This window comes from Psychromonas marina, from assembly GCF_030161115.1.
Classification (GTDB): Bacteria; Pseudomonadota; Gammaproteobacteria; order Enterobacterales; family Psychromonadaceae; genus Psychromonas; species Psychromonas marina.
In genome coordinates, this window is sequence record NZ_BSPQ01000001.1 from 250,215 (window position 1) to 269,361 (window position 19,147).

The 19,147-nt window shown below is 38.0% G+C and carries 22 protein-coding genes; 11 read left to right on the top strand and 11 right to left on the bottom strand.

Translation table 11 applies throughout. The features are described from left to right. Window position 1: 1 nt before the first annotated feature. Together QQK09_RS01230 and QQK09_RS01235 are read right to left on the bottom strand one after the other, a co-directional pair. Window positions 2–775 (bottom strand): threonine/serine exporter family protein, encoded by a 774-nt coding sequence (locus QQK09_RS01230; RefSeq protein ID WP_284202284.1) that lies wholly within the window; start codon window positions 773–775, stop codon window positions 2–4. Window positions 776–907: 132 nt separating this feature from the next. After that, on the bottom strand, window positions 908–1,864 hold the full coding sequence (locus tag QQK09_RS01235; protein ID WP_284202285.1) for a methylenetetrahydrofolate reductase: 957 nt from the start codon (window positions 1,862–1,864) through the stop codon (window positions 908–910). A gap of 131 nt (window positions 1,865–1,995) precedes the next feature. On the opposite strand from QQK09_RS01235, the gene rsmE reads away from it, so the two are divergent. The 4 genes from rsmE to ruvX all read left to right on the top strand — a co-directional run bounded on the left by rsmE (window position 1,996) and on the right by ruvX (window position 4,850). Continuing rightward, on the top strand, window positions 1,996–2,724 hold the full coding sequence (gene rsmE / locus QQK09_RS01240; protein WP_284202286.1) for a 16S rRNA (uracil(1498)-N(3))-methyltransferase: 729 nt from the start codon (window positions 1,996–1,998) through the stop codon (window positions 2,722–2,724). A 9-nt stretch (window positions 2,725–2,733) separates the two neighbouring features. After that, the gene (gene gshB / locus QQK09_RS01245) at window positions 2,734–3,681 is read left to right on the top strand and encodes a glutathione synthase (protein ID WP_284202287.1); all 948 of its coding nucleotides are present in this window, start codon (window positions 2,734–2,736) and stop codon (window positions 3,679–3,681) included. Between the two features lie 69 nt (window positions 3,682–3,750). Beyond that, window positions 3,751–4,389 (top strand): YqgE/AlgH family protein, encoded by a 639-nt coding sequence (locus QQK09_RS01250; protein ID WP_284202288.1) that lies wholly within the window; start codon window positions 3,751–3,753, stop codon window positions 4,387–4,389. After that, window positions 4,386–4,850: a Holliday junction resolvase RuvX gene (gene ruvX, locus QQK09_RS01255; RefSeq protein ID WP_284202289.1), complete on the top strand. Its 465-nt coding sequence runs from the start codon at window positions 4,386–4,388 to the stop codon at window positions 4,848–4,850. The genes QQK09_RS01250 and ruvX overlap by 4 nt, the downstream gene beginning before the upstream one ends. Here ruvX and QQK09_RS01260 read toward each other — a convergent pair. Next, window positions 4,841–5,380 (bottom strand): hemerythrin domain-containing protein, encoded by a 540-nt coding sequence (locus tag QQK09_RS01260; protein ID WP_284202290.1) that lies wholly within the window; start codon window positions 5,378–5,380, stop codon window positions 4,841–4,843. The genes ruvX and QQK09_RS01260 overlap by 10 nt on opposite strands. A gap of 73 nt (window positions 5,381–5,453) precedes the next feature. Next, entirely contained in the window at window positions 5,454–6,104 is a 651-nt protein-coding gene (gene ung / locus QQK09_RS01265) for a uracil-DNA glycosylase (protein WP_284202291.1), read from the bottom strand. A gap of 354 nt (window positions 6,105–6,458) precedes the next feature. Between ung and grcA the strand changes: the two genes are divergently transcribed. Further along, window positions 6,459–6,839, top strand: a complete 381-nt coding sequence (grcA, locus tag QQK09_RS01270) for an autonomous glycyl radical cofactor GrcA (RefSeq protein ID WP_284202292.1) — start codon at window positions 6,459–6,461, stop codon at window positions 6,837–6,839. A gap of 149 nt (window positions 6,840–6,988) precedes the next feature. Here grcA and QQK09_RS01275 read toward each other — a convergent pair whose 3' ends face one another. After that, a complete protein-coding gene (locus QQK09_RS01275) occupies window positions 6,989–7,870 on the bottom strand; it encodes a hypothetical protein (RefSeq protein WP_284202293.1) in 882 nt (293 codons plus the stop codon). Between the two features lie 462 nt (window positions 7,871–8,332). On the opposite strand from QQK09_RS01275, the gene QQK09_RS01280 reads away from it, so the two are divergent. The 5 genes from QQK09_RS01280 (at window position 8,333) to QQK09_RS01300 (ending at window position 11,376) form a co-directional block, all read left to right on the top strand. Then, the gene (locus QQK09_RS01280; RefSeq protein WP_284202294.1) at window positions 8,333–8,884 is read left to right on the top strand and encodes a lipid-binding SYLF domain-containing protein; all 552 of its coding nucleotides are present in this window, start codon (window positions 8,333–8,335) and stop codon (window positions 8,882–8,884) included. 232 nt (window positions 8,885–9,116) lie between these two features. Beyond that, the gene (locus QQK09_RS01285) at window positions 9,117–9,755 is read left to right on the top strand and encodes a flavin reductase family protein (RefSeq protein ID WP_284202845.1); all 639 of its coding nucleotides are present in this window, start codon (window positions 9,117–9,119) and stop codon (window positions 9,753–9,755) included. Further along, window positions 9,748–10,212, top strand: a complete 465-nt coding sequence (locus QQK09_RS01290; protein WP_284202295.1) for a DUF3429 domain-containing protein — start codon at window positions 9,748–9,750, stop codon at window positions 10,210–10,212. Before QQK09_RS01285 ends, QQK09_RS01290 begins: the two co-directional genes overlap by 8 nt. A gap of 26 nt (window positions 10,213–10,238) precedes the next feature. Continuing rightward, complete coding sequence (locus QQK09_RS01295; RefSeq protein ID WP_284202296.1) at window positions 10,239–10,673, top strand: thiol-disulfide oxidoreductase DCC family protein; 435 nt, start codon at window positions 10,239–10,241, stop codon at window positions 10,671–10,673. Next, the gene (locus QQK09_RS01300) at window positions 10,639–11,376 is read left to right on the top strand and encodes an SDR family NAD(P)-dependent oxidoreductase (RefSeq protein ID WP_284202297.1); all 738 of its coding nucleotides are present in this window, start codon (window positions 10,639–10,641) and stop codon (window positions 11,374–11,376) included. The genes QQK09_RS01295 and QQK09_RS01300 overlap by 35 nt, the downstream gene beginning before the upstream one ends. A 7-nt stretch (window positions 11,377–11,383) precedes the next feature. Here the strand turns inward: QQK09_RS01300 and QQK09_RS01305 are convergent, their stop codons facing one another. Next, window positions 11,384–11,881: a CIA30 family protein gene (locus QQK09_RS01305; protein ID WP_284202298.1), complete on the bottom strand. Its 498-nt coding sequence runs from the start codon at window positions 11,879–11,881 to the stop codon at window positions 11,384–11,386. Between the two features lie 104 nt (window positions 11,882–11,985). Next, window positions 11,986–12,663, bottom strand: a complete 678-nt coding sequence (locus QQK09_RS01310; protein ID WP_284202299.1) for a haloacid dehalogenase type II — start codon at window positions 12,661–12,663, stop codon at window positions 11,986–11,988. A 398-nt stretch (window positions 12,664–13,061) separates the two neighbouring features. On the opposite strand from QQK09_RS01310, the gene QQK09_RS01315 reads away from it, so the two are divergent. Next, on the top strand, window positions 13,062–13,880 hold the full coding sequence (locus QQK09_RS01315; RefSeq protein ID WP_284202300.1) for a hypothetical protein: 819 nt from the start codon (window positions 13,062–13,064) through the stop codon (window positions 13,878–13,880). A gap of 78 nt (window positions 13,881–13,958) precedes the next feature. On the opposite strand, the gene QQK09_RS01320 is transcribed toward QQK09_RS01315, so the two are convergent. The 4 genes from QQK09_RS01320 to QQK09_RS01335 all read right to left on the bottom strand — a co-directional run bounded on the left by QQK09_RS01320 (window position 13,959) and on the right by QQK09_RS01335 (window position 19,141). Then, window positions 13,959–14,861, bottom strand: coding sequence for a LysR family transcriptional regulator (locus QQK09_RS01320; protein WP_284202301.1), 903 nt, complete (start codon window positions 14,859–14,861; stop codon window positions 13,959–13,961). A 170-nt stretch (window positions 14,862–15,031) separates the two neighbouring features. After that, the gene (locus QQK09_RS01325; RefSeq protein WP_284202302.1) at window positions 15,032–16,201 is read right to left on the bottom strand and encodes an NAD/NADP octopine/nopaline dehydrogenase family protein; all 1,170 of its coding nucleotides are present in this window, start codon (window positions 16,199–16,201) and stop codon (window positions 15,032–15,034) included. Between the two features lie 771 nt (window positions 16,202–16,972). Continuing rightward, the gene (locus QQK09_RS01330; RefSeq protein ID WP_284202303.1) at window positions 16,973–17,956 is read right to left on the bottom strand and encodes a hypothetical protein; all 984 of its coding nucleotides are present in this window, start codon (window positions 17,954–17,956) and stop codon (window positions 16,973–16,975) included. 147 nt (window positions 17,957–18,103) lie between these two features. After that, the gene (locus QQK09_RS01335) at window positions 18,104–19,141 is read right to left on the bottom strand and encodes a hypothetical protein (protein WP_284202304.1); all 1,038 of its coding nucleotides are present in this window, start codon (window positions 19,139–19,141) and stop codon (window positions 18,104–18,106) included. Window positions 19,142–19,147 lie beyond the last annotated feature (6 nt).

The window sequence follows — 19,147 nt, forward strand, 5'->3', positions numbered from 1 at the left end:
GTTATAACCACCCAGATACGTTAGTTAAACTCATAGATGCAACAATCCCGATAGCCACACTAATACTTAGCAAGGTAGCAAATACCCAGCGTGCAATACCGGTACTGATATGTCCTTTCAGCATGTCAGATACAGCATTAATCAATGGAAAACCTGGTACTAATAACAATACCGAAGCCGCCATCGCAATTTGCGGGTTTTCACCAAACTCATAAATAACCCCAATACTCGCAATTGTAGTCGCCACAAAAGCCGCTAAAGCAAAGTTAACAAAGGGGTTATGGTGGCGATGGGCTAATTCTTGACGCAGGATCATCGCGCCAGAGGATGCAAAAAACGTAGTAATATAAACCGCTAAGTCACCGCCAAAAAAATGGCTAAAACTCGAACAAGACAGCCCGATCATAAATACCACTAACCAGCGGTTATATTTGTAGGGCTTGAGACGTGTTAAGCGCTCTTTCACTTGATCAGCTTCTAACAAACTTTTTTCAAGCATGATACAGATACGTAAGACATCACAGACCATTTGCATATTAATGCCACGATCATAGCAACGCCTAGTGGTGGTTACACAATTGCCTTTAAATAAGCTAGTGATCACTATTGCATCAGAACTGACTGACAGCTCGATACTTTGTGCACCAAGCGCCACACCAATACGCTGCGTTGTTTGCTCAACAAGGCGACTCTCTGCACCATGCTGATGTAGTATTTGCCCCGCTGTAACTGCAATGCGGGTCAATTCCGTTTGTTGCTCATGACTTAAACTCATGGAAGCTTTATCCTGATGGTAAAAATAAAATGATAACTAAACTGAAAGATATTTCTTTGTTTTTTATCATACAAAATAGATGATTTAAGGAATACCTGAACTAATATGCACTGCCGTTATGCAACCAATATTTTATATCTGCGATTCTGCTAATTTCAAATCTAAGGTCGCTTTAAGTAGCTTAAATAACAAAATAGCCGCATCAATCTCTTCTTTACGGTTTGTTAAGCTTTCAATATTCAGACCGAATGGAATATTTAACGGTAAACAAGCCTGCAGAATTTGTTCAAAATTGTTACGGTTAATTAACAACGATTCTTTAAGTGGATTTTCAGACTCTAAAATACGTAACTTGGTTGCTTCTGGCACCGAGATACCTAACCATTCAATAAACTCTAATGTTTTAGCACTACCACAAGGAGAGAATGTTAATACGATGCGTTTAGGCTTAACCCCATCAGCTTTACATTGAGAAGCATAACGCGTTAATAGGTCAATCGTCGCTTGTGCATTATAAACCGCTTGAGAGATAAAAAAATCACATCCCTGCTGTACTTTATTACCAAGACGCAAATGCTCATCACCTTTGCTGATATGGCGTTCTGCAATGGTAACTCCACCTAAATGAAAGTCTAAATTATGCTTTTCTAATACACTGTAAGCATCGTTTAATGACAGTTTAATCTCACCTTCAGCCGACGGACTACCCACCAGCACAATATCGCGTACCGAGAATTGGTGCCATGCATCATTTAACCAAGCAGAGAAGTCATTACCGTCACGTTGTGAAACACTTTTATAAGTGATCACCGGTTTATTGCATTTATCATGAAGCAGTTTGGAGTAAAGACGAGAATCATGGGTATATTTAAAAGGGAAAGGACGAGGTTTATCGATACGTGAAGTTTCATCTTGAATATCGTAAACAATTAAACCGTCATAATCTATCTCATCTAATCGATTCAAAAGCTTATCCGCAATACCAGACACTAATTCAATGTCTGTATCCTGTTTTGGTGGTGTTGTGCCAATAAAATAAACGCCCTGTTTAGGATCACTAGATTTACTTTTTAAAATAGAGTCAGCCATGCATACTTCCTTGAAATAATTGAGCGCAAATTGTCGCATAGTTAGTAATTAATTAATAACAATAAGCGTTAGTTTTCAACAAACTTTTCGCGTTATACTTAAGCCATTATTAGTTAACAGTGCTAAACATTATGCGACAACCTAGATTTTATGACTCACAGCCATTCAGTATCGATACAACTTATACGCTTGGTGATGACGCAACTCAACATATCCGTGTATTACGCCTTAAAGTTGGCGTGACTATTACGCTATTTAATGGTGAAGGTGGTGAGTTTCATGCAACCCTAAGCGATGTGCAAAAACGCAGCTGTAGCGTACACATTGATAGCTTTCATGAAACAACGAATGAAAGCCCACTCCACTTGCATTTAGGACAGGTTATATCACGTGGTGATCGCATGGAGTTTGTTATTCAAAAAGCGGTTGAATTAGGCGTAAATGAGATAACCCCACTGATTAGTGAACGCTGTGGCGTCAAAATTAATGTTGAACGTATGGCAAAAAAACAACAACAATGGCAAAAGATAGCGATTGCTGCCTGTGAACAATCAGGTCGCAATATTGTGCCTGTTATCCATTCCACCAAGCAACTGAACGAGTGGTGTGCAACCAATAGCGATGCAGTGAAACTCACTCTGCATCCGCGTGCTAAATACTCGATTAATACTTTGCCAGAGCAACTCAATAATATTGCATTGCTAATTGGTCCTGAGGGTGGCCTTAGTGACCAAGAGATTGAGTTAACAGAAACACTTAACTTTACTGAAACGCTTCTTGGCCCGCGTGTTTTACGCACGGAAACAGCAGCATTAACCGCAATTACTGCACTACAATGTCGCTTTGGCGATCTAGCTTAGGATAAAATAATGACTATTAAAATCGGGATCGTAATGGATCCAATTAAAGACGTAAAAATTCATAAAGACTCAAGCTTTGCGATGTTGTTAGAAGCGCAGTCACGTGGTTGGGAACTCTACTACATGGAGATGAAAGATCTTTATTTAGATGACGGACGCTGTTTTGCAAGCTCTCAAAAGCTGACGGTACAACGTGAAGTGGGGAACTTTTACCAACTTGAAGAAGCCGTTGAGCATCCCCTTGCAGAGCTAGATGCCGTATTAATGCGTAAAGATCCTCCTTTTGATACCGAGTTTATCTATGCGACTTATATGCTTGAACGCGCTGAAGAGGAAGGTTGTTTAATCGTTAATAAACCTCAAAGCCTACGTGATGCAAACGAGAAGTTGTTTACCGCTTGGTTTAGTGAATTTACCGCAACAACATTAGTAACGCGCAGCAGCGACAGAATCCGCGCCTTCCACAATAAACATAAAGACGTCATCTTAAAACCACTTGATGGCATGGGTGGCGCATCAATTTTCCGTATCAAAGAGAAAGATGCCAACTTAGGTGTGATCATCGAAACTCTTACAGAGCATGAAAACCGTTACTGTATGGCACAAGCGTTTATCCCTGACATTACCAGTGGTGATAAACGTATCTTAATCGTTGATGGCGAGCCAATGCCCTATTCACTTGCTCGTATTCCTGCGAAAGGTGAAACACGTGGTAACTTAGCCGCTGGCGGTCGTGGTGTTGCACAACCTCTTTCAGAGTCTGATTGGCACATTGCGAATAGCATCGGTCCTACCCTTAAAGAGAAAGGGCTTATTTTTGTCGGGCTTGATGTCATTGGTGACAAAGTGACTGAGATTAATGTGACTAGCCCAACCTGCATTCAAGAAATAGATAATGCATATGGTACTAATATTGCGGGTAAATTAATGGATGCTATCGAAAAACGCATTCGATAAGTTGCCATAAGTTGCAATACGTTGCCATACTCCAAATAGATGAAGTATGGCAACAGCAAGGACCTTCACATGACAGATAAAAACATTGAAAGCAGTAAGCCTGAACTCCAAGGCAATGAAATTTGTGTTAGTGGTGAGAATACAGAAGTAATCAATACCCTTAAAAATCATTTCTTAATTGCAATGCCAGTATTGACTGATCCCTACTTTAAAAAATCAGTGGTTTACCTGTGTGAACATGATGAAGGTGGTGCGATGGGGTTTATCATTAATTTCCCAGTTAAACTGACGGTGCAAGAGCTACTTAGCAATGTAGAAACAATTAGCCACCAGCCAGATCCACCACTTACGAATCCTGTATTTTTAGGCGGGCCACTTGAGCTTGAACGCGGCTTTGTATTACATAGCCCGCTCAGCGACAACTCACAAAGTACTGAGCTCAATGAACAATTATTATTGTCTAACTCTAATGCCGTATTATCAACATTAGGGACTGACAATGAACCTGAAAAATATATGGTGACTTTAGGTTATGCAAGCTGGAGTTCAGGACAGCTAGAGCAAGAGGTTATCGATAACCATTGGCTAACCATTGAAAGTGAGAATGATATTATCTTTAATACTCCCGTTGAAAAACGTTGGAGTGAATCATTACAGCGTTTAGGTATTTCACCAGAACAATTAACCACCACAAGCGGACATGCATGACAATCAATATGACAACAAGTACAAACACGGATAAAGCCCCACAGACACTGCTCGGCTTTGATTTCGGCACCAAGAGTATTGGCGTTGCTACTGGGCAAATGATCACCGCAACCGCACAACCTATCGACGCAATTAAAGCAAACGATGGTATTCCTAACTGGGATACGGTGGAGAAAGTAATTAAAGAGTGGCAGCCAGATTTAGTCGTGGTTGGCTTACCCTTGAATATGGATGGCACTGAGCAAGCCATTACACAACGCGCTAAAAAGTTTGCCAATCGTCTTAATGGACGTTTTGGGGTAAAAACCGCCCTACAAGATGAACGCCTTACTACAGCCAGTGCTAAAGAGTTTATTTTTGAACGCGGGGGATTTAAAGCGTTAGATAAAGGCAAGATAGACAGCGTTTCCGCTGCCTTAATATTAGAGAGTTGGATGGAAAATTATTATCATCAACCTTGATTAATACGCTCAGCAAGCGCTTTATACTCTTCACCAATATTATCGCCAAACAGTGGATCATCATAATGGTTATGTTGCCACTGTTGTTGAAGGTTAACCCAATCATCGGCTGATAAACTTGCACGAATAGCTGGCAAAATTTGGGATTCTTCATACATTAGGTGCACCGCTTGCATCTCAACAAAGTTAGTCAACTTCTCAATGCATAACTCCTTTGGCACAATTGCATCTAACAATACCATCTCAACTAGCTCATCAAGTTCAACCGTCGCTCCCTTAATCAGTTTATGTTCTCGTGATAAACGATTAGCAACTTCATCAGGTACCACCCTATACTTTAGATAATGAGCATAAATAAGATCTTCCATCGGATGGTGATACTTATCAGAATAGTTTCTTAAATAGCTAATAATGACCTTAATTAAACGATAATCAATCTCTTCATCATTCTCTAATAAATTAATTTTTTTACGTAATATTCTGAGCAACTGATTAATATTACGGTGATCATTGTGAATAATTTCTAGCATAGTAGGTATCCATTTTTGAATTCAGTGCTTAGTATAATCACTGAAAAAGATAAAATCTCTGGCTTAAGTCAAACTACCAGTTGATTTTACTTTTACTAAAAGAGGTTAATATTTCATTAACTTCGCTAAAATGCCCGCAACCTAGAAATCCACGATATGCCGACAAAGGTGATGGGTGAGTTGACTTTAAAACACGATGTTTATTGCTATCAATGAAGTGGCCTTTTTTATGTGCATAGCTGCCCCAGAGAAGAAAGATAATATCAGACTGTGTTTCGTTTAAGTGTTTAATCACATTATCAGTAAAGGTTTCCCAACCTTGTTTAGCGTGGCTTCCTGCATTACTTTTTTCTACCGTTAATACGGCATTTAATAACAAAACCCCCTGCTCAGCCCAATGCGTTAAATTACCCGACTCAGGTGCTTCAAAGCCATCAATACTCGCCGCTAACTCTTTATAAATATTACGTAATGAAGGCGGCACTTTGACACCATCAGGAACCGAAAAACTTAATCCGTGTGCCTGCCCTTCACCATGATAAGGATCCTGTCCTAAAATAACCACTTTGACACTTTCTAACGGTGTTAACTGCAATGCATTAAAGCGTAAATGATCTGCTGGGTAGATCGCTTTACCCTGCTTTTCCTCATTTTCTAAAAAAGTTGAAAGCGTTTGATAATACGCTTTTTTTTGTTCTACTTTTAGGAATTCATTCCAACTCATCTTTGTTCCTCGACCGTTTTTACTTTTCACAAATATAACACATAAGCAATTGTTAAATATTAACTTTATTTTAACATTTCATTAACCACCCACTATGATGTATTATTACACCCTCGAAAATTGACCTAAAACAAAGTCTTACAAGCAACATAACGGCGTTACAGAAAAAGCACTGACATAGCGCAACAAATAATCAATTAACCCACAGAAAAAATATGTGATTATTGATTTACATCAAGCAAAGTAGCCCATATAATCAAGGTAGATTTATTAAACGCAGTTTTGTATATTCGTCGAATTGTTACGTAACTGTAATTTTATTACATACTTTAAACTTTATTTAAGGAGCTCAACATGGCTTTCGGAATCCAAATCACTAAATCAGACAATGCATCTCTACTTAACTCTTTTTGGTTATTAGATGAAGCAAACGCTCAAGCTCGTTGCCTATGTGTAAAAGATAATGCATATGCAGAAGATCAAGTTATCTCAATTGCAGATCTTGGTGAGATTGAATATAAAGAAGTGGCAGTACAAGCGCCTGCAGCACAAGAAGGTGGCCAACACTTAAACGTAAATGTATTACGTCGTGAAACGCTACAAGATGCAATCGAACATCCAGAAAACTACCCACAGTTAACTATCCGTGTATCTGGTTACGCAGTTCGCTTTAATTCTTTAACAGCAGAGCAAAAAGCAGACGTAATGGCACGTACATTTACTGAAGCACTATAAATCTAGACTCAGTTAGCTTTAACAAGCAGAATTGATATTAGGTTAATATAAAAAAGCCGCATTTTAGATAACTAGAATGCGGCTTTTTACGTTTGTACGGTCACGATTTAAGAATAGATAAAGCAATACTGTCTTTACCTCGCAGTTATTCAACTTACTAATGTTAAGCTGAGTCCATCAACACAACCTTCAGCGCCTCCATATTCAGTATAAAGGGTTACCAAGGTTTCAATACCAGATTCAAACTGTATCTCAACCTCACTCCAGTCTTCATTAATATCACTGCGAGAATAGAGACGGCCAGCCACATTAACACCAAACTGAGTACTTCCCTTAACATAAGCCTTGAGAAGGTAAGTCCTATTTTCAGTTACCGCCACATTACGTTCGATGCTCTTTTCCCATTCAGAGAACATGGTGTCAGCAACGTAACTTGAAGTAGTATCGCCATCCCCCCTGTTATCAAAGTGAGCATCGAAACTAGCATTGGCTAATATCGCCTCCATTGAGGCTAAACTATCATCATCAATGGCATTGAGCTGTTCTGCTTGGGTTACGCTAAAGGCATCAAAGGGCCATTCATCATTGCCGTATTCAGCAAAAACAGTAACACTTGTTTCTGCACCTGAATAAAATGCGATGTTAACCTCAATCCAATTTTCACTACTCTCATTTTTTGAGTAAACAGTAGCCCCTACGTTAACACCAATTTGACCACGCCCTCTCACGTAAGCTTTCATGCTATAAGCAGTATTTTCAATCACATCAATCGTGCGCTCAATACGTCTACCGTTATCTAAAACCTTAACCGAATAATCACTTTCAGAACGACGGTTAAAAATTTCAACTGGCTCTATATCGGTCCAATTATCAAAACTCGTTTCAAAACGAGTATTCTCTAAGATCAGTTCAATCGAACTGTTACTATCAGAGCGGTTCGCAGTACTATTTAACTCAGTAGCGACAGCATCACTCAAGGGAAAGCTAACAAACCCTATTAATAAGTAAGAGGGAATAACATTTAAAATCATCAACAACATCCTTATTTTGTAATAATGTATTATTAATGTAGTGTGACAATTTTTATTAACCAACTTCCAGATGATTAAATATTTACCATTTTAACACCCCTTTATAGGTATATAAGTGACAATAAGAAGGTCAACATACTAATAAAAAAAGAATTTTGATAAATTTTAATTACCTTTCTGATAAAGCTTATTTAGTAAAATTGAGATCATGATATACAAGCGGTCGTTTAGCCTTGTTTAACGACTTTTAAAAAGTGCAAACAACGTATTTAGATAGACAACAAAGATTCTCAGCGCTTACTGATAACAAAGAAGATCAAGGTAGCACCTTACCTGTTTAAAAGGCCTCTGTATTAACACCATAACCAAAGTCATTTAAAAGACAATATTCTATTCTTGCTCTCTGATCGAAAGATCTGATGTGTTAAGGTGAGTTATAGATAACTTACTTAGGATATAAACATGAAGAAACTAATTGTTTTTTTTACCTTACTTAGCATCTCATTTGCTTCTTTTGCAGGAAATGTTGAAAAAGAACGAGCAAAAGTGTTAGATACAAAAACAGAGATATTGGCCCGCCTCTATCAAGAAAGCCCAGAAACTAAGGGTAAAATTGCTAATGCTGCAGGTTATGCAACCTTCTCAAATGTTGGCGTTAATGTAATTTTTGTTTCTGCCGGTGGTGGTAGTGGCGTTGTTCATAATAATGAATCAGGAAAAAATACATTTATGTCGATGGGCTCTGGTGGCCTTGGTTTAGGTCTTGGTGTTAAAGACTTCAGAGCCGTATTTATTTTCAATACGCAGAAAGCAATGTCTGATTTTACCAACAATGGCTGGGATTTTTCGGGGCAGGCTGATGCAGCGGCTAAATCAGGTGATAAAGGTGGTGAAGGCAGTGTTGCCAAAACCGCTGTTAAGGATGTAGAAGTTTACCAAATGACTGAAAACGGTATTGCGCTACAAGCGACTTTACAAGGCACTAAATATTGGAAAAATGACAAGTTAAACTAATTACAAGTCCCCTCCTTATAAGATAGTTAAATAAAGCGCCTTTTATTGAAAAATATAAGGCGTTTTTTATCCCTCGCAGCGATTAGTTTAAGCGACGAGATAGATTATATTGTAGCTGTATCAATAAAGATCCTTTCCCTCTCCCTATTCGTATTGGTAATTATTATGTAATTAAATCAATGAGGGGAATGGTATTAATTTTAAACATTTCAGCCAAGATGCATTAATGCAGATGCCCAATAGATACCGAGCAAGGTTTGTGAATAGCCTATCTGGTTTTAAAAGCGTTAATCTAATTGGTACGCAAAACGAAAACCAGCAAACTAACCTTGCCATATTCAGCTCTGTAGTACATCTAGGTGCTAACCCTGCGTTAGTAGGTTTTGTAATGCGTCCAGATAATGGCCAAAGAGACACGCTCAATAATATCATTGCTAGCCAACACTATACGATTAACCAAGTATCAAACGCCTTTTATCGTAATGCACACCAAACATCCGCACGTTACCCAAAAGAGATAACTGAGTTTTCCGATTCAAACTTAACTCCAGCTTACATAAAAGGGGTTAATGCCCCTTTTGTTGCACAGAGCCAATTAAAGTATGCGCTTCGATTGAAGCAAATTTTGCCAATTGAGCTTAATAATAGCCAGTTTATTATTGGAGAAATTACCCATGTAATTTGTGCAGAAAATGCACTTCAAGATGATGGTTATATTGATATTGAAGCACTGCAAACGGTATCAGTCTCCGGTCTGGATAGCTACCACCTAAGCCAACGTTTAGCGCGGTTAAGTTATGCAAAACCAGATAGTTACACCAGTCAAATATCCTTAAGCGGAGCAAAAAAAGGTCACAATCAACATGATTAAAACTAATTTTTCAAGCAAAACAAAGAGGCAACTGGCTACATGGGAGTGGCTAGGGTATATGGGCTTACTACCTTTTATCATTTGCCTATGGTTATTTAAATTAATCGGTAATGACCCAGAGCAACTGTTTAACCCGCAGCAAGCCTTTCAATTTTATAGCGTTATTATTCTCACTTTTCTGGCTGGCACACTATGGAGAAAAGAGAGTAATACTATCTACTCAAGCGCACAGATCATTAGTAACCTATTTTGTTTATATGCCTACATTTGGTTATTTATGCCTCTTTTTTATACGTTAATTTTTTTACCACTAGGCTATGTAGGTTTACTGGCAACAGAATACCTCCTACTGCAGGATAGAAAAACAGTTACTACAAGCCAGTATTTTATAATGCGACTAACCCTCACTACCGCAGTAGTGGTGTTACATGCTATCGCACTACTTGCGTGGTTTTAATAATGCTATTTACGAAGGAAGATTCAATGCAAGAGAATATACTCACTATTTTTTATGATGGTAATTGCCCATTGTGTAGCTTAGAGATGGAAAAACTCAAACAACATGATCAGCATAATAGGATCCGATTAGAGAACCTTCATCAGCCGAACTTTGAGCAACGCTTTCCCGATATTAACGTTGCTGCGGCATTAAAGGTTTTGCATGGAAAATATCAAAATAAGCGACTGCTCGCATTAGATGTCACCCATCGAGCCTGGACACTCGTTGGTCGTGGTGCTTGGGTCGCTCCATTGCAATTTCCAGTTATTAAACAAATTGCCCATGGTGGTTATTTACTACTGGCAAGGTACCGCAGACCGATATCTCACTTTATCCACCAACGCTTTGGCATAGGCATCAAAACCTGCAATAAAGGAACCTGTTATGAAAAACCAAACAACACTGATCATTGGCGCTAATAGCGGCATTGCAAGAGCGCTTGCGATACAAATTGCAACACAAGAAAAAAACACTCAACTTATTGTAATTAGTCGCAATAGTGACTTTTACCAGCAAAAAATATTTAATGATAGTGCAGTATTCACTGTGGCAGACTATCAAGAAGAGACAATTAAAAAGGTAATACAACAGGTTTGGGAGGTCAGCCGTACTCATATAGCACAAGTATTTATCTGCCATGGTGTTTTGCACACAGATAGAATCAAACCAGAAAAAAAGCTACAGGATTTTTCAGCTGAAAATTTATCTGAATTAATGCTCAGCAACGCCATTACCCCCTTATTATGGCTAAAACGGTTAACCCCGATGCTAAGCGGCAATAATCCATGTAAAGTAGTGTTTTTTAGCGCACGGGTAGGTAGCATTAGTGATAATAGACTTGGTGGTTGGTATAGCTATCGCGCGTCGAAAGCTGCACTTAACATGTTAATTAAATCAACTTCTATCGAGCTAGCAAGAAGCGCTAAAAATATTAAGTTGATCTCTTTTCATCCAGGTACGACAGATACACCGCTCTCTAAACCATTCCAGAAAAATGTCCCTGAAGATAAATTATTTAGCAGTGATTTTGTAGCAACTCAACTACAAAAAATAGTAATAAATAGTGATATTGATGGGCAAGCTAGTTTTATTGACTGGCAGGGAGAAGCCATACCTTGGTGAAGCGACACTAGCTATAAAACTCAACCTCAAAGACAGACAGCAAAAACATCTTTTTCTGTTTAGACGCGATCATAAAACCGACATTTGTCACGGTATCCGCTTTTAGGGTGGGGGCATCCTCAATAATGGAGCCCCTAAAAGAAGCTTTAAAATCAGTAAAGTGAAAGCGATAGGTTTCTGTCTGGTTAGCATTAGTTGGAAAATCAACTTTATAAAGCAATTCTTTCCCCATCACGACAGTGCGCAACCTCAGTTGATAAGTATTGCCATCCCCCTTAATAGTGATAGCAACGCAGTCTATCTGTTTAGATAAGTGTATTAATTGACTATAGGTACTACTAAACCCGCCCTTATTTTCTGTCGATATCAAACCATAGAAGCGCAAAGCTTGTGCTTCATGTTGTGCATGCCCTTCAGATAAACCGCCCATCACACTATCATTAATCACATCCCAATGCTGAATAACGGGGTCAGTAAAACTTATTATTAATGTCTCATCACTCATATTGATACCCTATCGGTTTATCGCTATTGAATAAATAATACGAAAGAGAATAATAATTGGTTCATTAATTATTTTATTAATAACTATTTAAATTATAGGCATATTTATACTTTATTTAAGACTATTATTTTTTCGATCACGTCACCCATTGTTTTTCCATCAATATCAGCTTGACGATATAAAGGGTGATAGCCTATACCACTTCTATCAATATAAGCAGCATGCATTCCCGCACAGATCGCACCATGTGTATCCCAATCATGAGTCGCCACCAGCCATAATGAATCAATTGACCGATGTACACGATTTGCAGCAAACTGGTAAACATTAAAATCCGGTTTAAAACTACCAGAGTCTTCTACCGAGACAATATCATCAAAATAATCGTTTAATCCGGCATTGTGAATCTGCTTTGTAATCAGATGTTGCGAGGAGTTTGAAAAGGCAATAGTGCGAAATCCGGCACTACGTAATTTTTGTAGTGCTGGTTTAATATCAGAATGGGCAGGAAGATCGGCAAAAGTAGCGAGGATATCACTGCAATCCTTATCCGTTAGTGTAACGTCCAATTTTGCAGCAATCGCCTTGAGCATCACTCGAGACAATGTTGCAAAATCACTCTTCACTTCGGTTAAGCTGCAGACTACCGAACTATGCAGCAGCATAGAGAACCAAGTAGAAACAACTTTTTCATCACCAAAGACGGCTTTAAATTTAGGTTTTAATGCACTGAGGTCGAGCACCGTTTCATTAATATCAAACAGAATTGTATTACTCTTCACTAGTATTCTCCTTGGCTATTTACCACCAACACGGCGATCTAACGTTAAATATCACAGTATAGTGATTTACTCCGCCTTGCGATTTAATATTTAAAACATAAACGATAAATGCTCAGATTGGTTATTGCTAAGCACACCATCATTTTTGTAAACTGACCATTAGTTGAAGTTATAACAACATTTCCACTTTTGTTCTCACTTTATAACGCTTCAAACTATCAAATAATAAGCGTGACCTTTCCTTACTTCAAACACCACTGCATCGGTTATACCAACTTAGTTATATCTGCTATAGCAACTATGTCATTGTTGTAAAAGCAGTATTGTTCTATCTTTCTGAAAATTAAAGAAGTATAGGGAAGCACTTCATCAATCTACCACTTACTCTGGAATTATCGATGAAAAACGGTTTAATTTTTAAGAATCACAGTCACAAAACCCTACTTGGTTGCACACTATTACTCTCATTACCCAGCTTTGCTGAGGATCAACCATTACAGGATATGTCCGATCCATTAGCTGTTTATTCACAAGCTGGCGTGGGATACACCGATAAAGGGATAAATATTAAATTTGGACAAGCCTATGATACCGGTGAAGACACCACTATGGGCATGAATATTATAGAAATAAAAGGGATTGCAGGCGAAGAATTTGGCTGGAATGGTGAAGCACGCGCAAGTAATGATAATAGTATTGACAGCATTCGCTTTCGTAATTTTGGTGTCGATCTTACCAATGGACGTGGAACTCAATTAGATGTTGAAATTGCATTCACGGATAATAATGGGGCGCAAGGCTCTGCTTCATATAGTTTTATGCAGGCACTGCCTAAAATGGGACCGGTTAATATTTATCCTTTAGCAGGTGTCGGCGTTGCTTTTGGAGAAACCTTTGATGGACAACGTCAAGGCGATGCCCAGATGAGTGAACGTTGGGATTTACATGGTACTTTTTACGTTGCAGGCTTATACAGCAAAATTGAGGTAACTGATAAAATTTGGTTAAATTATAATCCTATGTATCTTGGCACTATTTCAGGTGCAGACAATTACAAACAATATGGGATGCAGGGAGATGACACGGTATTTCTACACGAAGCTTCTGTCAGTTACCAATTCAATACACGTAGTAATATTCGATACTATGCAAATTGGAGTGAAAATGAACGTTACCGTAATGGCGATCATCGCATTGAGGTAAATTATCAATTTTAAACCTTTTATTTCATTGAAATGAGTAACAGGCACGATGCTATTCACCAGTCAGTTTAAGCTTATTGATGAATAGCATTTTTATGGAATAATCCCATCAACCAATTTTTCAATCCATAAATACTTTTCAGATCGCATGTAGCGACTATTATAAATCAACGCAATTTTCATCTCATTACGCTTTCTTTCATCAATCACATTTACATAATTGTATTTTCGATCATCTAAGAAATCTAATAAGCATATAGGGGCAACAAATAAGATATCAGAGTCACTAATTTTCTTTAATATAGGATTCACCTGTTGGCAACGAAACTTAGGCTTGATATCAATCCCATCGCCCATCATATGTTGTACCAACATGGTTTTATCATTGAACTCAGGCACGATTAACCCCGCTAAATCCACATCTAACATCTCATTAATGGTAATAGATTGCATTGCAAGAGGATGCTGACTACGACAAATCAACTGAAACTCTAATAGACCAATGGGTACTTGTCGCAACTCTTTAGAAATATTTAAAGGATAATAACTAATTGCAAAATCTATCTCGCCAGCAATTAATTCAGCGGTGCTTTTTGCACTATAGCTGTGTAATTCAATATCTAAATTGGGGGCTGCTTTATTAATTTCTTCACAAATTTGATAGCCATAGGTCTCAATAATGAAACCATTCATTGCAACCTTCATTAAGCCAGATTCTTTTTCAGGTAAAAAAGGCTCTCCACTCAGTGTTGCTTGTAAACCATCAAATAATTTAGGTAGGCTTATCGCTAATGCTTCCGCCTTAGGTGTCAGTTTTAGTCCACGTGAATGACGAATAAAGAGAGGATCATCAAAATGCTCACGTATTTTAGCTAGCGTACGACTCACCGCAGGTTGTGATTTATTTAACCGTTCAGCAGCCCGATTAGTATTTTTTTCCTGCAATAAGACAAGCAATGTTTTTAATAAGTTTAAATCAAACGTTGTCAAATCCATATTGCACCTTTGTTATAAGAGAAGAACACCATATATCATATAGTACATTTCATTGAATACTAGGCGGGATTGAACATTGCAACAACTTGAATTAATAAACCATCAATTTATAGCTAATTAACGCTATAAATTGATGATTCTGCTACAGATAATTAGTGGGTTTGGAGTCGCTAGGCGATTAACTTCTCTCTTGGCGGTGTTCCTTCGATGAAGTCTAATAATTGTTCTTTTGTAAGCTCACCTAAGCCCAGCGAGGTTAACGTTCTTCCCTCCTGGTAAAAATCTCTTGATAAAATCCCCCCTGACATCTCGATTAAACGATGACATTCAGGTACTTTAATACCTAATTTTTCTGCTAATGATGCCAATAATACCAACCCCATCGGAACATCTTCAGTGATATAACGATTATCAAAACTGTAAGGACCCGGTGGAGATGACATTTTGTAACTTTCAAACACTGCACGTGGATCCTGAGTTAAATCCTGTTCATTCCTAAATAAGCATGCATCTAAATAAGGAATCGCTTTGCAGCCTAACGCACTTAATACTGCCATTTTTTCAGCATCTAATTTTTCAATCATCAACCACGCCATATCAGTTGATAATGCATCACGGTACATATAAGGCACTTCTTCAGGATGATGTTTTGCACAATACTCAAGCATTGGATACATCACATATAAGCCAATGGTGTGCACAATAATATTAGGATTATGTAAGGCTGAATCAAAGATATGTTGACGACTGCTACTTTTATTAATGTTATAAGCAGGAAATAGACGGCTTGCAATGGCCATCCCTTTAACACTTCGACTGGCAGGGAAAAAAGAGAGAGCGTTCCTAACGTTTTTAAATAGTACTTTAACAGTACCGGGTTCAACAACCCTTGCATCATTTGGCGTAGACTCGCCCTCTGCAAAAATCGGATTATTAGGGCAATGTTGACGATAAAAGATGCTGCCCGCATAACCAGGAATTAACATCACCAGTTGATTATCTTGAAAGTAAGGTGCGATTTTTTTAGCTAATGCTTCATGATAGGTTGTTTGAATGAAAATCATAACGACATCCGCCCCCTCGATCGCAGCTTTAGAATCACGAGTAATTAATGCTAAAGGTTGGAATGATTTTTTGGCATCCTCTTCACTATTGGTAAAATGCCCTGCTGTTGTATTATCAATACAGTATATTCCCTTGTTGCTCGCCATTGTTTCAAAATGACTATCATGGGTTATCTTATTTGAGGTTTTTAAAATAGATACTTCATGACCCGCTTCAGCAGCCATAAACGCACAAGCCGAACCAGCATTTCCGGCTCCTACTATGGTAATCTTCATTTTACTTCCTTTTAATGTATTGAATATGCTTTCATAGCAATCTCACTAAATACTCGACCATTATTCCCTGCTAAATACCACTATAACGACTTCAAATTACACCATTAGCATAACCAACTAGCGGTCCTTGACTCCGATTATAAATGAACGTATTTAGGCAGTTTTACGGGTAATTATTTATCTAGATTAATATTTAAAAGGAAGGTAATTGTCTTCCTTCAAAGCTTGAATTTTTAGGTATAAGAAATGTGTAGATGTAGAGATGCATCGATTAAAAAACTATCGATAAAAAATGTGTAGATGCAGAGATATATCGATAAAAACTGCTATCGATAAAAACAGGGTGATGTAGAGATTCAGTCACGAAGAAATGTGGGAATATCGAAAATATTTTTTAGTATCAATATACTAAAAAGCTATTTAAAGCTGAATATATTTCCAATCCCGCTAGCCAACAATTAAGAGTCAGCGTGGATATAACAGCTGCATGATACCTCATATCCCTTAATTATGTCGGGATAATTGCTATCTCATCAGCTTCAAGAGGTAAAGAAAATCTACTCTGATGACTAAGTTAAGCCATTAAAAACAAAGTAATAAACATAATTAACAGGTAGTTAGGTATAACTTATTGGCTCAGTTTTAAAATTTAAACAGACAAAATAAACCACTCAAATAAATCATATAATCAGGGCTATTAAGCGCTTACATTTTTATTTAATAGCCAGAGCAGGGTTAATATTTAGTTTAAATAAGTGCATGTTGGATCGTTTAAAACGCTGTTTTGTGTAACTGGAACTGTTTGATAATCGCTTCATGCTTTTCTGCTAAAGCACCTGCCTGAACAGGGGGAATACGCATATCATCAACCTGTTTATTACTTTTAGTGAATTCGCTAGCAAAGTGTGCAGCTAACTCATGCTTACGACTCTGTTGTGAGAGAGAGGCTATTTCTGCAATATCTATGTCAGGATCAAAACGAAAAAAGCCCTTATAACTAAAGTGTTGATCAACATGCAGGTCACTCAAACGAATAAACTCCTGCATCACTGCACGACAAAGGGTATTGAGAGAGAGATCTTGTAACTGCAAATATAAGGTTTGCTGTTCAATTTCAGGCAGGCTACTCAGTTCACTGCAATGCACTGCAATATCCACCAACCACAAATGGTTAGGACGTTGCTGCACGGCGGTAGTTGTCAATTGACAACCGTCGTAATCGATACAACTTAGAACCGTGTCTATTTGCTTCTGCGGTGTTATTTCATTGCGAGATGTTTTATGCTGTTGCTGAGGTTCATAAAATCGCGCCATTAGCGGCAGGTCAATATGGGTATTAAAAGGAGTGGTCACCGTATTGTTAACACTCAGTTTAAAAAGCTCACGTATCTCATGCTCTCGCGATTTTTTGATTGCTAAGAATACCGTTTGAATAATTTCAGAGGTTGATAGCTCTGGTTCAACGCGCCACTTTCGACCAAATAGCAGCTTTAATTTACTGCCCTGCAGGCTGTTATTATAATTATCATGGCCAACAACGCCGACTTGAATATAGATGCCACTCTCTTGCTCAGCAGCAAAAACCACATAACGCGGATCATAATCAATGTCACAAATCAGGGCTTCAACACTCTCCAAAGTATGCTCATAGGTTAAATAATGCTGAGGAACACAATACTCGCCATTGTTTAATTGCACCATCGGAGCCTGTGGCATTACTTTTTCACCTAAATGTAACGGAACTTGTGTTGCCATGTGAGCATCCTTTTTGATTATTCATTTAAGTTATCTATTTCAATTCGCTAGCGCTACTTAGCGTTCTCAATTAGAGACTTAATACGAAACTAAAAAGGATGCGGTTCACTCGAGAATAAAAAATCGTTATTAATTTTTTAGTCTACTTTAAGAGGACGCTTCATGAGCAATGATAAGTGTTTTATAGGTACTCCATACAAACAGCGGCAAGACAACAATAAATGAATCAGATGAGCTATAAAATAATGCAGTTATGCTCGGATTTATAAATAACACAATACTAATAATAAATGCGACTAGCACGGGTAAACGACACCTCGCAATATAAAAACGAATAACGAATGCTGCCAATAAAGGTAATAAAAGAGTGATTAAATTAAACCAGTGGGTTGAGTAATACTCCATTATTGGTTGTTCAGATGCAAAAGTCCCCATTAGCATAAACCCGATTGCCAAACCTAATGTCCAAGGCATCTCTTTTATTAATCTTTCGGCATGTTCAAAGAGTGCCCACTCATATGGGTAACAATAGTTGCATAATCTATCTTTAAGCTTAAAAAAACCAACGGGATTATTACATTCATAACAAGCATTAAGCTTTTCTCTGCTTGTCTTCGCAGCAGGATACTGCACTCCATCTGATTGAGTAGACTTTACAACTGGCTCCTCTGCTCGCAATGCAGGAACGCGTAATACCGCATAAGAAAAAAATGGAAAGATGATAAAATTTGCCAGTAGAATAAGAGTCGGCAACATAACATGTACTTTCGTGCAATCAATAATAAGTATGCTTAACAAACCTAATGTTAACGAGATTAAAAATGCTTTCCACCCCATTACTTTTTGATCTGTCATAACAAACCGATATACATAAGTGAGTAGCAACTGTACCGATAAAGCGAATATTAACAGTACACTCACCATAATATGCTCGATAATACCTACATTGCTTAATACACTTTCAGGAGCAACTTCAGCCCAGGGTAAGATCTGTAAGCCCCACGGAAGAGTGAACAGAGAAAATAAACTTAACATGAGTAAAAAAGTCGTGACTGGTGCACTTTCTGCTATTCGCTTTAAGGTATCTAAATAACGAGTAGGTTGACCTAAACAGGTATGACATAAACCATCTGATAGCTTAGCTATTTCAGCTTGTTGTTCACAATGTCGACATCGAGTGTGCATGTTACA